This window comes from Flagellimonas chongwuensis, assembly GCF_013376415.1.
Classification (GTDB): domain Bacteria; phylum Bacteroidota; class Bacteroidia; order Flavobacteriales; family Flavobacteriaceae; genus Flagellimonas; species Flagellimonas chongwuensis.
This window is the reverse complement of sequence record NZ_WYET01000003.1, coordinates 19,437-34,202: the sequence shown is the minus strand read 5'-3', so window position 1 is coordinate 34,202 and position 14,766 is coordinate 19,437. Positions and strand designations below refer to the sequence as shown.

The following is a 14,766-nucleotide window of genomic DNA, read 5'->3' as shown; positions in this document are numbered from 1 at the left end:
AAAAAATGTAAATTTGTGAAAGTTTTAATAAAACGACCTTTTATATGGATGCAACGGTAAGTACCGGTACAGAAGACAGCGTTTGGGGAGGCGGGAATAAGCCCCTTGGCGCTAGCTATGGAAAAATGATGATGTGGTTTTTTATCATGTCGGATGCCTTGACCTTTTCTGGGTTCTTGGTAGCCTATGGTTTCTCAAGATTTAAGTTTATAGAGCTATGGCCAATTGCCGATGAGGTATTTACCCACGTGCCGTTCTTCCATGGGAACTATCCTATGTATTATGTAGCTTTCATGACCTTTATTTTGATTATGTCCTCTGTGACCATGGTACTCGCAGTAGATGCAGGTCATAAAATGAAGCAAAAAAGCGTTATCCTATATATGTTCCTTACCATCATTGGTGGTGCCATCTTCGTTGGTTCACAGGCATGGGAATGGGCAACATTCATCAAAGGAGATTATGGAGCTGTAGAAACCAACTCAGGTAGAATCCTTCAGTTCGTAGATGCCGAAACCGGTGAAAGAGCTGCCTTGGCAGACTTTGCCAAGACATTGCCAGAGGAAAGAGAGAAGCATGTGGCAAGCAAAGGTATTTGGTTCCAAGGAGAAGGTTATCAGACCTCTTATTCGTTAAACGAAGTAGTAGAGGGTTTTAAAGCAACACCGAATATCCTTATTCGTACAGAACAACTTAATGAAGAGGGTGAAAAGACCCTTTTGGATAGAAAAGAATCACTTTCAAAAATATTGGAGGCCAATCAAGTGGTAGAAGGAGCAAACCTTGTACACAACGAATACGGACATAGGTTGTTCGCCGATTTCTTTTTCTTCATTACTGGATTCCACGGATTCCACGTATTCTCCGGGGTAGTAATCAATATCATCATTTTCTTTAATGTGATCTTGGGAACCTATCAGCGTAGAGGCCATTACGAAATGGTAGAAAAAGTTGGACTATACTGGCACTTTGTGGATTTGGTATGGGTATTCGTATTTACATTCTTTTACTTGGTATAAAAACATAGATTACAAATGGCACACGATCATAAACTCGAGATTTTCAGAGGACTTTTAAAATTTAAGTCCAACACCCAAAAAATTTGGGGAGTACTTATTTTCCTTTCGATAGTAACAACAGTAGAAGTTGCATTGGGTATCATAAAGCCACGGTTCTTGACCCACAGTTACTTTTTGGGCATGAAGTTGTTAAACTGGATATTCATCATCCTTACCTTGGTTAAGGCCTATTATATAGCATGGGACTTTATGCACTTAAGGGACGAGAAGACTCCATTGCGAAGGGTAATCGTATGGACCCCGATTTTCCTAGTATGTTATTTGATATTCATCTTGCTTTTTGAAGCCGACTACATTTATAATGTGTACAGTGATGGATTCATTACTTGGAACTTCTAAGAAAAGCATTTAACAGATTTAAAAGACGGTTTTCCAACCGTCTTTTTTTATTTTTGTACGGTTATAAACACTATGAAGAAGAAAATTGTATTAGCCGTTCTTTTTATACTCCCTGTGGTCGTGTATTTATTTTTCGCATCGGGAGTGAACAATTTCGGACGCCTCCCCATTCTCACGGAAAACGTGGAAGATGTAGCTCGGATAGACCCCAACGTCCAACTAAAGGATAAGATTACCATATTGGGTTTTTTGGGCAATGATGTAGCGTCCAAACAAGGGAATGCGTTCAATTTGAACCAAAAAATCTATAAAAGATTTGGGGAGTTCAACGATTTTCAGATGGTGATGTTGGTGACGGAAGACCAAATGGGCAAGGTCGAAGATTTGAAGAGTGAATTGGGAAAACTTTCCGACATAGATAAATGGCACTTTGCATTTGGCAACCCAGATGAAATCGAAACAATTTTTGAATCATTGGAGACCAATATTGATTTGGACGATAGTTATTCCACGCCCAATGTATTTATAGTTGACAAGGATTTAAAACTTCGCGGACGAACCGATGATGAGGATGAAGGAACCAAGTATGGATTCGATACTTCTTCAGTAGCAGAATTGAACAATAAAATGGTGGACGATATCAAGATAATCTTGGCCGAATACCGTTTAGCTTTAAAAAAGAACAATGCCGACAGGAGCAAATAACAAACGAAAGCATACCTATATCTGGGTCTCAGCAATCATATTGATTTTTGGGATTTTTGCTGTGTATGAAATCACCAAACGCATAAAAGGGGGCACGGTCGTAGAAAACGACCGGATGAGCAATGGCTCCAAAGAAATAGAGGTAGGTTTTGTGGTCAACCAAGGTGAAAAGCGCCGCGTGCCAGACTTCGAGTTTTATAATCAAGATAGTACCTTGGTGACCAACAAGGACTATTTGGGCAAAGTATATGTAGTGGAGTTCTTCTTTACCACTTGTCCCACTATTTGTCCTATAATGACAAAAAACCTGGTGGAATTGCAGGATACTTTCGAAGAAGATGAAGATTTTGGAGTGGCATCCTTTACAATCAACCCACGATATGATACGCCGACTGTGCTAACAGCCTATGCCGAAAAATATGGTATCACGGATAAGGATTGGCATTTGATGACAGGCGATCAAGAGAAAATATATGAATTGGCAAGGCAAGGATTTTACATTTTTGCCAACGAAGACCAAAATGCGCCAGGAGGATTCGAGCATTCCGGTATGTTCGCATTGGTAGACAAAAATGGGTATATTCGTTCCCGTGAAGATGAATTCGGTAACCCGTTGATCTATTATCGAGGAACAATTACCGAGGAACAAAAAGTAAATTCAGAAGGGGAATCCCAACAGATTACCATATTAAAAGAGGACATTAAAAAATTATTGGCAGAATGACCGAGGAAATTACTCTTAAGGAAAAGCGGTACAATAGGTTGATTACCGTAATTTCCATTGCTATACCTTTAGTGGTGGCACTTTTGTTTGGTTATAAAATTCCGAATGCAAAACCATTGTCGTTTCTCCCCCCGATTTATGCGGGCATAAACGGTCTTACAGCTATTCTATTGATTGCTGCCATTATCGCCATCAAGAATGGACGTCAATTGATTCATAGAAGGTTGATGTTGACCAATATTGTGCTTTCTGCCTTGTTCTTGGTGATGTATGTAGCCTATCACATGACTTCCGAAACAACGGTTTTTGGAGGAGAAGGGCCCATTAAATTTATTTATTACTTTATTTTGATGACACATATCGTGTTGTCCATATCCGTAATACCATTGGTACTGATTACCTATTCCAAAGTGTACCTTGACGATTTTGAAAGTCATCGACAGTGGGCCAAATACACCTTTCCGATTTGGTTGTACGTAGCCGTTACGGGTGTTTTGGTCTACGTAATGATTTCTCCATATTATCAATACTAATCAAACATGAAGACAAGATTTCTTATCATACTGCTGATAGCTTTTATGGTCCCGACCCTGTCGGAGGCCCAATGTGCCATGTGCCGAGCAGTTGTAGAGAGTGAGTCTGATGGAAAAACTGCCGAAGCGATTAATAATGGAATTGTGTACCTAATGGCCGTTCCTTATGTCTTGGTTGCTGGTCTTTTCTACTTTATTTATCGCAAGATGAGAGGTTAAAACATTCTTTCAATAAGGATTTTTAACTCAAACTGTAACAATTTAAGATTTTGATAGTCTAATTGGTGTGCGCTTTTGCGTATTTCATCAATCAAAATCGCTAACCTATGTTCGACCTGGAACGGTGGCAAGAAATATTTGACACCATAAGAAAGAACAAACTCCGGACTTTTTTAACAGGGCTCTCCGTGGCCTCAGGCATCTTTATTTTGGTCATTTTATTGGGCTTTGGGCAAGGTATGCGCAACGGTATCGAAAACGAGTTCAAGCAAGATGCGTCCACAAGTGTTTGGGTGTGGCCGGGAGTTACTTCAAAAGAATATAAGGGACTTAACCCGGGAAGACCTATTCAGCTTGTAAATGAAAATTTTGATAGGGCAAGTGCTATGTTCAAAGAGGACATTGAACGTGGTTCGGCCAGGATATTTGTTCGTGGCGTCAATGTCAATTATGGAAAGGAGGCGCTCATTTACGGCGTACAGGGTGTAGCATCCGATTTTCAATTTATTGAAAATGCCAATATGGTAGAGGGTAGGTTCATCAACTATCAAGACGAAGTTTCCAATGGAAAAGTCGCCATCATTGGGAACAAAATAAAAAAGGATGTCTTTGGTGAGGTGGAAACACCCATTGGAGAATTCATAGACATTTCGGGCATTCCTTTCAAAGTAATAGGGGTCTTCAAAGAAATGGAAGAGCGGGAGGAAGAACGAATTTATATACCCATAACCACAGCACAACGCACCTTTAATGGCGGGAATAGGCTCAATAATATGTCCTTCACCCTGCCTCCTGTCGAGAATTTTGACGAAGCCGTAGCACAGTCCATCGATTTTAAAAACGGGCTACGCCAATATTTACAACAAACACATACCATAGCTCCTGACGATACTGGGGCCATTGAGGTGTGGAGCGCCATGGAAGAAGCCAAGAGGTATTATGGCCTTACCAACAACATAAAACTTTTCTTTTGGTTCGTTGGGGTCTGTACCATCATCGCAGGAGTAGTGGGCGTAAGCAATATTATGATGATCGTGGTAAAAGAACGCACTCGTGAAATCGGAATCCGAAAGGCTTTGGGCGCCAAACCATGGTCCATTATTGGGATGATATTGCACGAAGCCATATTTGTTACGGCTATCTCTGGTTTTGGTGGCCTTATTTTTAGTATGGCATTGTTGGAACTTGTCGGGCCCAATATAGAAGTGGATTACATTATGAATCCTTCGGTCAACTTTAATGTGGCCTTTTCCACGGTAATCGTTTTGATAGTGGCAGGGACCCTTGCAGGTTTTGTGCCCGCTTACCGAGCGGCAAAAGTTAAGGTAATCGAATCCTTGAGGGACGAATAAGCAAAGCTGATATGTTCAATAAAGATAGATGGCGGGAAATTATTGAGGTGCTCACTACCAATGTGTGGCGTACCATCTTTACGGCCTTTGGAGTGTGTTGGGGTATTTTTATTCTTATCGTGCTCTTGGCGGCAGGTAAGGGATTGGAAAATGGCATCAAACAAGATTTTGGAAACATCGCCACCAACACCATGTTCATGTGGACACGTGCCACCACAAAAGGTTACGAGGGGCTACCCAAAGGGCGGAGTTTTGAGTTTAAAATAAGTGATGTGCAAGCACTTCGTGACAATGTGCCTAACTTACGTTTTATTTCACCACGGAACCAATTGGGAGGTTTTGGCGGCAACAACAATGTGGTACGGGGCATTAGGACCGGAGCTTATAATGTGTATGGGGATTATCCGGAGATTATCAATCAAGATCCAATGGCCGTGACCTCGGGGCGTTTTTTGAACTATAACGACATTAGGGAAAAACGAAAGGTTGCCGTAATTGGTCTAGGGGTAAAGAATGATTTGTACGATAAAGAAGAAGATGCGCTTGGAACCTATATCAAAATACAGGGAGTGAACTTTATGGTGATCGGTACCTATAAAAAGAACAATAGTGGTGGGGGCGAAGAAGGCCAAAAGGAAATATTTGTACCATTTACCTCATTTTCACAGGCATTCAACAGAGGAGAAAATGTTGGTTGGATGGCCATAACCGCAAACGACGGCAGTTCCATATCACAACTAAAGGAAAAAATTGTGGATGTGATGAAAAAACGCCACAAGGTACATCCCGAAGATACCCGTGCAGTTGGCTATTTTGACCTTTACGAACAATATAATCGTGTAGAAAGTCTTTTTGGGGCACTAAAAGCAGTCGCTTATATTGTGGGCATTATGGTGTTGCTTTCTGGAATTATCGGGGTGAGCAATATAATGCTCATTGTGGTGAAGGAGCGCACCAAGGAAATCGGAATACGAAGGGCGTTGGGCGAGCAGCCATGGTCCATAAAAAAACAAATTTTGATGGAGTCCATCTTCCTGACTTTGATATCGGGAATGGTAGGCATCATTTTTGGGTCGTTGGTCATATTTGGAATCAACTCCCTATTGGATAGCGTTGGGCCTGTGGATATGTTTATGAGTCCAAGTGTCAGTATTGGAGTGGTCACCGGCGCATTGACCATTTTAATGGTATCCGGGCTATTGGCAGGCTTCATTCCAGCACAGAGTGCCATACGGGTCAGACCCATCGAAGCGCTTAGAACAGAATAATAGGTAAAGAATCAATCAATAACATCAATTAAAATGAAAAAATCGGTAACCATTGTCATCTTGTTGCTCATCGTAATAGTGTTCGGTGGCTCCATGTACTATTTGTATCAAAAAAATGCTGAGGACCCCGTAGTGTATCAAACGGAGACACCTTCCAAGCAGACCATCGTTAAAAAAGCCGTTGCGACCGGAAGTATTCTTCCTTTGGAAGAGGTGTTGATCAAGCCCAATATCTCTGGAGTGATTGAGGAGATTTATGTGGAAGGTGGAGATTACGTAAAATCTGGTGATCTTTTGGCCAAGATCAAGGTAGTGCCCAATTTGTCCGCATTGAATGATGCAAAAAATACAATTGACGAGGCCAAGATAAATCTCGATGATCAAAAAAGGAACTATGAACGCCAATCAACGCTATTCGGCAAGGGTGTGATTCCCAAAACGGACTTGGAGCGGGCGCAAGTGGCCTATGACCAAGCTAAGCAAGCCTATTCGGCGGCCAACAAACGCTACGATATCGTAAAAACAGGAACTACCAGCGGATTGAGCAGTTCGGCCAATACCATGATACGTGCTACTGTCAGTGGAATGGTGCTGGAAGTCCCTGTGGAGGTCGGTAATCAAGTAATCGAGAGCAACACCTTTAACGAAGGAACCACCATAGCAGCCATTGCCGATGTTGATAAAATGATTTTTGAGGGCAAGGTGGATGAGTCCGAAGTTGGAAAGATTAAAGAGGATTTGCCATTGGAGATTACCGTTGGTGCCATTGAAAACCGTGTTTTTGATGCCGTTCTGGATTACATCGCCCCCAAGGGCAAGGAAGAAAACGGAGCAATCCAATTTGAGATTAAGGGCACGTTGAAGAAAAGCGATACCGTTTTCATCAGGGCGGGACTCAGTGCCAATGCCTCCATAATTTTGGCACGTGCCGATAGCGTTCTGGCGGTTAAGGAGGCGCTTGTCCAGTTTGATGATGACACCAAAAAACCATTTGTAGAGGTAGAGACTGCCAATCAGCAGTTCGAAAGAAAAACAATCGAACTTGGGGTCAGTGATGGCATTTTTGTAGAGGTAAAGTCAGGTATAGCGGCTACTGACAAGGTTAAGGTATGGAATGCGCTGGCCGAGGAATAGTGTGCAAAATGCACCTTTCTGAAAAAAAAGTAAAAAATCTTGTAACATTTTAACAACATATATGTCTTACTAGCAGAAGTAAATGTAAGATAGCTAACATCATCAATCATGATAGAAATCAAAGATCTTCATAAATCCTATAAAATGGGGAGCAACTCCCTGCATGTTTTAAAAGGGATAAATTTTAAAGTCGAGGAAGGAGAGCTCGTGGCCATTATGGGGTCTTCCGGTTCTGGAAAATCCACTCTTTTGAACATTTTGGGAATGTTGGACGGTGCGGATTCCGGAGAATATACCTTGGATGGTGTTCCAATCAAGAATTTGAGCGAGACCAAGGCGGCCCAGTATAGGAACAAGTTCTTGGGATTCATTTTTCAATCCTTTAACCTGATCAACTATAAAAGTGCAGCAGAAAATGTGGCGCTTCCATTATACTATCAAAAAGTACCTAGAAAGGAACGCCAAGAAAAAGCGATGAAGTATTTGGAAAGAGTGGGGCTAAAACCTTGGGCGGGCCATTTGCCAAGCGAACTTTCCGGAGGTCAAAAGCAAAGGGTTGCCATAGCGAGAGCGATGGCAGCGGAGCCAAAGGTGCTTTTGGCGGATGAGCCAACAGGAGCTTTGGATAGTAAAACTTCTTATGAGGTCATGGACCTTATTCAAAAAATCAACGATGAGGGAAACACCATTTTGGTAGTTACCCACGAAGAGGATATCGCGCACATGTGCAAACGAATCGTGCACTTAAAAGATGGTGTTATCGTCGAGGACAAAAAAGTCGAACAAGTAAGAGCAGAACAATATGTTTGATCGGGACGTTTGGCAGGAAATATTCAATACGCTGAAGACCAATAAACTCAGGACTTTCTTGACTGGTTTCTCTGTAGGTTGGGCCATATTTATCCTAGTGATGTTGTTGGCCTCGGTGAACGGAATGCAGAACGGTTTTGTGGGCCAGTTCAATGATGATGCCACCAATTCCATTTTTGTGCGCACCGGTACAACTTCCAAAGCTTATGGCGGTTTTGAGGCAGGCAGACGCATTCAATTAAAGAATGATGATTTGGAATACATCAAACAAACCTTTCCAAAGGATATTGAATATATCAGCGCAAGGTATTATGCCAATGCAACAGCACGTTATAAGAGTGAGACCGGCTCCTACTCAGTACAAGCTACCCATCCTGGTCATCAAGCTATAGAAAAAACATTGGTTACCTCTGGAAGGTATATCAATGAGGCCGACATAGTGAACAAGGCCAAAGTTGCCGTTATCGGTAGAAAAGTGGCAGAGGATTTATTTAAAAAGGAAGATCCTCTGGGAAAATTCGTAGAGTTCAACGGGCTGCCATTTAGGGTGATTGGAATATTTACAGATGATGGAGATGACAATGCGGAGCGAAGGATTTACGCGCCGGTAAGTACATATCAACGTATTTATGGGAACACCAATGAAATTGCCAGTATTGCATTGACCTATAACCCTAATTATGATTTAACGGAAGCTCTTGACTTTTCCGAAAGGTTGGAGATTTTGATGAAGCGAAGACATAAGATTGCACCAGAGGACCAAGCGGGTCTTTCCGTTTGGAACTATGCCGAAGCATTCAACGATATCAGCAGTTTTACGGCTGTTCTAAAAGGCATAGGTATCGGGGTTGGATTCTTGATTCTCATTGCGGGAATCGTCGGTATCGGAAACATTATGGTGTTTACAATAAAGGAAAGAACCAAAGAAATAGGTGTACGTAAAGCTCTAGGCGCAAGACCGAGCCAAATAGTGAATCTGGTTTTGTTGGAGTCCGTTTTTATTACTGCTATTTCGGGATTTGTGGGGCTTTTGTTCGCCTGGATGATTTTGGCCGCAATCGGTCCCATGATACAAACACCGGCATTCAGTAATCCATCCGTAAACCTCTCCACTGTGATAACCGCCACTATTATTCTTGTAATAGCGGGAGTATTGGCAGGTCTGTTGCCAGCGATGAAAGCTGCGAATGTTAAACCCATTGTTGCACTAAGTGATAAATAGTTATGTGGTTATTTGATAAGGATTTGTGGATAGAAATTTTTCATACGCTGAGCAAGAACATGTTTAGGACGTTCTTGACCATGCTTGGGGTAATCTTTGCGATGATCATTTTGGTGCTCTTGCTAGGTTCGGCCAACGGGATGAGCAACGGGTTCAATAAACTTTTTGCTGGAACAGCCTCCAACAGTTTGTTTGTTTGGGGTCAATCGACCTCCGAACCATACAAAGGCTTTGAGCGAGGAAGAAGAATTCAATATAAACTGGAAGATGCCGATATCTTAAAAAAGCAGATACCCGAAATAGAAGTGTTGGCGCCAAGAATTGAGTTGGCTAGTCATCGGGGGACTGTGACGGTGTATAGAAATGGTCAAACAAGTGGTTCTGCGGTTTATGGGGACTATCCGGAAATCGATGATATTACAAAAAAGAAATTGGTGGAGGGCAGGTTCCTTAATCAAACCGATATAGAGCACTCCAAAAAGGTATGCGTTATCGGGGAAGAAACCTATAAGCTCCTTTTTGAAAAAGGGGAGAAGGCCATCGGTGAAGAAATTAGGATTAATGGAGTTTACTTTACCGTGGTAGGAATATATAAGCCGAACAACAATATCAATATAGATGGTGAAAACGCCGTATTCATTCCCTTCAGTACCTTTCAGATAGCCTTTAACTCGGGTGACAGGATGGGGTGGATGGCGATTGCGGTGGAGGATAATACTCCAGTGAAATTTGTTGAAAGCCAAATTAAGAGCATCTTAAAGGCCAAATACGATATCCACCCAGATGATGAGCGTGCCATTGGAAGTTTCGATATGTCGGAAATATTCAACAGCATCACTGCCTTTACCACCGTACTCAAAGGATTTTCCTTCTTTGTTGGAATCTTCACACTACTAGCTGGTGTGATTGCCATCAGTAACATCCTTTTGATTACCGTAAAGGAGCGTACGCAAGAAATAGGGGTGCGAAGGGCCTTGGGAGCAACACCGGTGATCGTAAAACGCCAGATTGTGGTTGAGGCCATCGTGTTGACAGCTTTTGCGGGCCTTGTTGGATTCTCCATCTCTGTGGGAATATTGTCGCTTTTGGATGCCATGTTCGGCAGTGGGGATGATTTCCCTTTTGTAAAACCAATGATCAGTATACCTCAATTTATCATATCATTTGTTTTAATGGTAGGTTTGAGCGTGCTCATTGGACTGTTGCCTGCCAATAGAGCGGTAAAAATAAAACCCATAGATGCATTAAGAGAAGAATAATCATCAATACAATTAAATAACGAAATCAAATAAGCAAGAATGAACAAGTATGTAAAATACGGATTGATAGGGGTAGTGGTCATTGGTATTTTGGCCGCGATAGTCTACTTTTTAAAGCAGAACAGTGCTCCTGTAGAGCTGTATAAAACCGAAACAGCAGAACGAAAGGACATCGTGAATAAAGTAATCGTAACCGGAAAGGTAATACCAGAGGACGAGATCAACATCAAGCCTCAAATTTCAGGGATTATCGATAAGATCCTCTTGGAAGAAGGTGTGCGCGTAGAATCCGGAGACCTTATTGCCGTAATCAAGGTAGTTCCGAACGAGCAATCTTTGAACCAAGCTGCAGGACGGGTAAGAACTGCAGAACTCGCTTTGAACAATTCCAAAATAGAATACGACAGGAATAAAACCCTTTTTGATAAAGGTGTGATTTCCAGCCAAGACTTCAATAACCTAAAGCTTACCTACGAGCAAGCGTTGCAGGAATTGAAAAATGCCCAAGCAGATTACCAAATTATTAGAAAAGGTTCTGCCGGAGGCTCGGCAAGCGCAAACACCAATATTAGGGCTACCGTAGCTGGAACCATCTTGGAAATTCCAGTAAAAGAAGGAGATCAGGTAATCCAAAGTAACAACTTTAACGATGGTACCACCATTGCCACCATTGCAGATATGAACCAAATGATTTTTGAGGGAGAGGTAGACGAAGCCGAAGTTGGAAAACTTAGTGTAGGAATGCCCCTGGAGATTAGCTTGGGAGCTTTGGAGGAACAGAAATTCAATGCCAAATTAAAATTCATCGCGCCAAAAGGTGTGGAGGAAGAAGGGGCCGTTCAGTTTAAGATTGAAGGTGATTTGGATGTAAAAGCTAGTGACAGTACTTCTTACGTAAGAGCAGGGTATAGTGCCAACGCTTCTATAGTATTGGAAGAGAAGAAAGATGTATTGTCCATAAAAGAAGCTTTGCTTCAGTTCGATAAAGAGACAGAAAAGCCATATGTGGAAGTACAGACAGGTGAAAATGAATTTGAACGCAGAGATCTTGAATTGGGTGTTAGCGACGGTATAGACGTAGAGGTTGTTTCAGGTATTGATGAAGATGATAAAATCAAGGTTTGGAACAAGTTGGAAAGAAAATCTGACGAAAACTAATCCGTACTAAACCATCATTAATAAATCAAAATCGAAAAACGAATGAAAAATAGCATAACCATATTACTTGCGTTGTTCGCTGTCACCTTGTCGAGTGCACAGGTGCGACAATGGACGCTCCAGGAATGTGTGGAATACGCAGTAGAAAACAACCTGACCGTAGAACAGTTTGAACTGGATTTGGAAAACGCTAAAATAGATAAGTCCGATGCCATTGGAAACATGCTTCCAAGTTTAAGCGGAACAATGTCAGCGTCGAGCAACACAGGTTTCTCCATTAATCCAACGAACAACTTGCCCACGAACAGTACGGCAAACAACGTAAACATTAGTGCCACATCCAGCATAACACTTTTTGATGGTCTGAGGAACATTAACCAGCTGCATAGGGCCAAAATGAACGCAATTGCAAACCAATACCGTTTGGATGATTTAAAGGATGATATCCGTTTGAACGTGGCGAACGCTTATTTACAAGTAGTCTCCAACAAGGAGCAGCTTAAAACCTTTAGGGCGCAATATGCCGTTACCGAACAGGATTTGAAAAGAACCAAGGAGTTGGTAGAATCCGGTGTGGTTCCCAGGGGAGACCTTTTAGAAATCGAGGCGACGGCCGCCAATCAAGAACAGCAAATAGTGAATGGCGAGAGCAATGTTCTAATTTCTCGTATCAATCTGGCACAATTGCTTCAGATTACAGATTATGAAAATTTTGATATTGCTCAAGAGGAATTTGATATTCCCCCATCTGACATTCTTGATAATTCACCTAAGGCTATTTTTGATAAGGCGATGACCTTTAGGAACGATATCAAATTCTCAGAATCCAATGTGGAATTGGCGGAACAAGATGTCAAAATTGCAAAGGGAGCCTATTTGCCAACGCTATCAGCTTTCTTTCAATACGGAACAAGGTATTCAGATGTAACCCAGATTCCTGACGGAAATGGAGGTGTGTATACTCCTGGCCTTACTGACCAATTATGGATTTTTGATGGTATCAGTTACGGTGCGCAGTTGAACATCCCTATTTTCAATGGATGGAGCACACGTAACAATGTAACCCGTTCACAAATAAGTCTGGAAAAGGCCAAGCTTCAACTGGAGCAGGATAAACTAGATTTGGAAAATACCGTTCAGCAGGCCTATGTAGATGTGAATACGTTTGAAAAGGCCTATGCGGCAGCCGAAAAAACATTGGAGGCAAGGACTTTGGCGTATGACTATGCCAAGGAACGTTACGATGTTGGTTTGATGAACGCTTTTGACTTTAGCCAAGCGCAAGCCAGGGTGGAGAATGCACAAGCAGATGTGATCCGTACCAAATACGATTATATTTTCCGATTGAAAATATTGGAGTTCTACTTTGGTATACCCATTTCATTAAACTAGTATCTTTGTGGCCGCTATGGCTACAATACTACATTTAGAAACAGCTACCACCAATTGCTCCGTGAGCATTGCAAAGGATGGCGAAATGCTTGTCCTAAAAGAAAACAACGCAGCGAACTATTCCCATTCGGAACAATTGCACGTATTTATAAAAGAAGCCTTGGAAGAGGCTTCTTTGTCATTTTCGGACCTTGATGCAGTTGCCATCAGTAAAGGCCCGGGTTCGTATACAGGACTTCGTATCGGGGTGTCTTCCGCAAAAGGTTTATGTTTTTCATTGGATATTCCTTTGATTTCTGTTCCTACCCTCCAGAGTATGGCGCATCAAGTGGATTTAAAATCTGGTGAATTGGTGATTCCTGTACTCGATGCAAGACGTATGGAGGTGTATTCCTGTGTTTACAATGCGTCATATAAGGAAGTTCGCGAAACCCGGGCCGAGATCATAGAGGAAGCATCCTTCTCTGAATTCGTATCGGACAGCAAGGTATATATTATTGGTAGTGGAGCAGAAAAAATTAGGGGTGTCCTAGAACACCCCAACTTTATTTTTAATGAATCCGTTGTGCCTTCTGCGAAGGATATGATTCAAATTGCTCTTCAAAAATATCAGTCCAATGATTTTGAGGACGTGGCCTATTTCGAGCCCTATTATCTCAAGGACTTTGTGTTTCAGCAAAAAAAGAAGAAGAATTAATCTTCCAATGCCTTATGCATAACACGTTGCGGAAAAGGTATTTCGATTCCGGCTTCATCAAAACGTAATTTGGTTTCCTCGATGACATAAAAATGTGCCGCCCAGAATACATCGTTATTGGCCCAGAAACGCAAAGACAGGTCTACGGAGCTGTCACCAAGATTTCCAACATACACCTCTGGTGCAGGTTCTTTGTTGATGTTCTCGTTCTCGGCACAGATTTGAAGAAGGATTTCCTTTGCTTGTTTAATGTTTGAACCATACCCGATTCCAACGTCAATTTTATCCCTACGGGTAGACTCCATATTGTAGTTGATGATGTTGTCATTGGAGAGCTGACCATTCGGTATAATCGCAATTTGATTCCCGAAAGTACTCAACTTGGTATTGAAAATGGAGATTTCCCTAACCGTTCCATCCACGCCCTGTGCAGAGATAAAATCACCGACCTTGAAAGGTTTGAAAACCAGTATCAATACCCCGCCGGCAAAATTCGCCAATGAACCTTGCAAGGCCAAGCCAATGGCCAAACCAGCGGCACCGATGATGGCTACCAATGATGAGGTCTTTACGCCCAATTGGGTCACCACGACCACAAATAGCATAACCTTTAAGGCGATACTTATAAAACTTTGTAGAAAGGATTCTAGGGTCTGGTCGTACTCTTTTCTTTTAAAGAACCCTCTCACCATCCTATTGATGAGCCGGATAACCCATAGACCGACAAAAAATATGATAATCGCCATGATTATATTGGGTACGACCCCAAAGGCCCATTCAATGGCCTGATCAACGTATTCTTGGTAATTTTCTAGTTCCTTCATAATAGCTTTTTAGTTTAATTGGCAACGTAGTTAATATTCAAATAATAAAAA

At 41.9% G+C, this 14,766-nt stretch carries 16 protein-coding genes; 15 read left to right on the top strand and 1 reads right to left on the bottom strand.

Features of this window, described 5'->3' with window-relative positions:
- Window positions 1–44: 44 nt before the first annotated feature.
- From GUA46_RS05950 to tsaB, 15 genes are all read left to right on the top strand, one after another.
- Window positions 45–1,019: a cytochrome c oxidase subunit 3 gene (locus tag GUA46_RS05950; RefSeq protein WP_176619713.1), complete on the top strand. Its 975-nt coding sequence runs from the start codon at window positions 45–47 to the stop codon at window positions 1,017–1,019.
- 15 nt (window positions 1,020–1,034) lie between these two features.
- Window positions 1,035–1,418 (top strand): cytochrome C oxidase subunit IV family protein, encoded by a 384-nt coding sequence (locus GUA46_RS05945; RefSeq protein WP_176619712.1) that lies wholly within the window; start codon window positions 1,035–1,037, stop codon window positions 1,416–1,418.
- 72 nt (window positions 1,419–1,490) lie between these two features.
- Window positions 1,491–2,123, top strand: a complete 633-nt coding sequence (locus GUA46_RS05940; protein WP_108246284.1) for a hypothetical protein — start codon at window positions 1,491–1,493, stop codon at window positions 2,121–2,123.
- The gene (locus GUA46_RS05935; protein ID WP_176619711.1) at window positions 2,104–2,847 is read left to right on the top strand and encodes an SCO family protein; all 744 of its coding nucleotides are present in this window, start codon (window positions 2,104–2,106) and stop codon (window positions 2,845–2,847) included. Before GUA46_RS05940 ends, GUA46_RS05935 begins: the two co-directional genes overlap by 20 nt.
- Complete coding sequence (locus tag GUA46_RS05930) at window positions 2,844–3,380, top strand: DUF420 domain-containing protein (RefSeq protein WP_108246282.1); 537 nt, start codon at window positions 2,844–2,846, stop codon at window positions 3,378–3,380. Before GUA46_RS05935 ends, GUA46_RS05930 begins: the two co-directional genes overlap by 4 nt.
- A 6-nt stretch (window positions 3,381–3,386) precedes the next feature.
- On the top strand, window positions 3,387–3,599 hold the full coding sequence (locus GUA46_RS05925) for a hypothetical protein (protein WP_176619710.1): 213 nt from the start codon (window positions 3,387–3,389) through the stop codon (window positions 3,597–3,599).
- A gap of 107 nt (window positions 3,600–3,706) precedes the next feature.
- On the top strand, window positions 3,707–4,951 hold the full coding sequence (locus GUA46_RS05920; protein ID WP_176619709.1) for an ABC transporter permease: 1,245 nt from the start codon (window positions 3,707–3,709) through the stop codon (window positions 4,949–4,951).
- Window positions 4,952–4,962: 11 nt separating this feature from the next.
- Window positions 4,963–6,219: an ABC transporter permease gene (locus GUA46_RS05915; protein WP_176619708.1), complete on the top strand. Its 1,257-nt coding sequence runs from the start codon at window positions 4,963–4,965 to the stop codon at window positions 6,217–6,219.
- Window positions 6,220–6,252: 33 nt separating this feature from the next.
- Window positions 6,253–7,353, top strand: a complete 1,101-nt coding sequence (locus GUA46_RS05910) for an efflux RND transporter periplasmic adaptor subunit (RefSeq protein WP_176619707.1) — start codon at window positions 6,253–6,255, stop codon at window positions 7,351–7,353.
- 108 nt (window positions 7,354–7,461) lie between these two features.
- On the top strand, window positions 7,462–8,163 hold the full coding sequence (locus GUA46_RS05905; protein WP_176619706.1) for an ABC transporter ATP-binding protein: 702 nt from the start codon (window positions 7,462–7,464) through the stop codon (window positions 8,161–8,163).
- Window positions 8,156–9,385: an ABC transporter permease gene (locus tag GUA46_RS05900; RefSeq protein ID WP_176619705.1), complete on the top strand. Its 1,230-nt coding sequence runs from the start codon at window positions 8,156–8,158 to the stop codon at window positions 9,383–9,385. The genes GUA46_RS05905 and GUA46_RS05900 overlap by 8 nt, the downstream gene beginning before the upstream one ends.
- Window positions 9,386–9,387: 2 nt before the next feature.
- The gene (locus GUA46_RS05895; RefSeq protein ID WP_108246275.1) at window positions 9,388–10,644 is read left to right on the top strand and encodes an ABC transporter permease; all 1,257 of its coding nucleotides are present in this window, start codon (window positions 9,388–9,390) and stop codon (window positions 10,642–10,644) included.
- 39 nt (window positions 10,645–10,683) lie between these two features.
- Window positions 10,684–11,802 carry an efflux RND transporter periplasmic adaptor subunit gene (locus GUA46_RS05890; RefSeq protein ID WP_176619704.1) on the top strand — a complete coding sequence of 373 codons (1,119 nt, stop codon included), beginning with the start codon at window positions 10,684–10,686 and terminating at the stop codon, window positions 11,800–11,802.
- A 42-nt stretch (window positions 11,803–11,844) separates the two neighbouring features.
- Window positions 11,845–13,194, top strand: coding sequence for a TolC family protein (locus GUA46_RS05885; RefSeq protein WP_176619703.1), 1,350 nt, complete (start codon window positions 11,845–11,847; stop codon window positions 13,192–13,194).
- A 16-nt stretch (window positions 13,195–13,210) separates the two neighbouring features.
- Window positions 13,211–13,891: a tRNA (adenosine(37)-N6)-threonylcarbamoyltransferase complex dimerization subunit type 1 TsaB gene (tsaB, locus tag GUA46_RS05880; protein ID WP_176619702.1), complete on the top strand. Its 681-nt coding sequence runs from the start codon at window positions 13,211–13,213 to the stop codon at window positions 13,889–13,891.
- Here the strand turns inward: tsaB and GUA46_RS05875 are convergent.
- On the bottom strand, window positions 13,888–14,715 hold the full coding sequence (locus GUA46_RS05875; RefSeq protein WP_108246271.1) for a mechanosensitive ion channel family protein: 828 nt from the start codon (window positions 14,713–14,715) through the stop codon (window positions 13,888–13,890). The genes tsaB and GUA46_RS05875 overlap by 4 nt on opposite strands.
- Window positions 14,716–14,766: the final 51 nt, after the last annotated feature.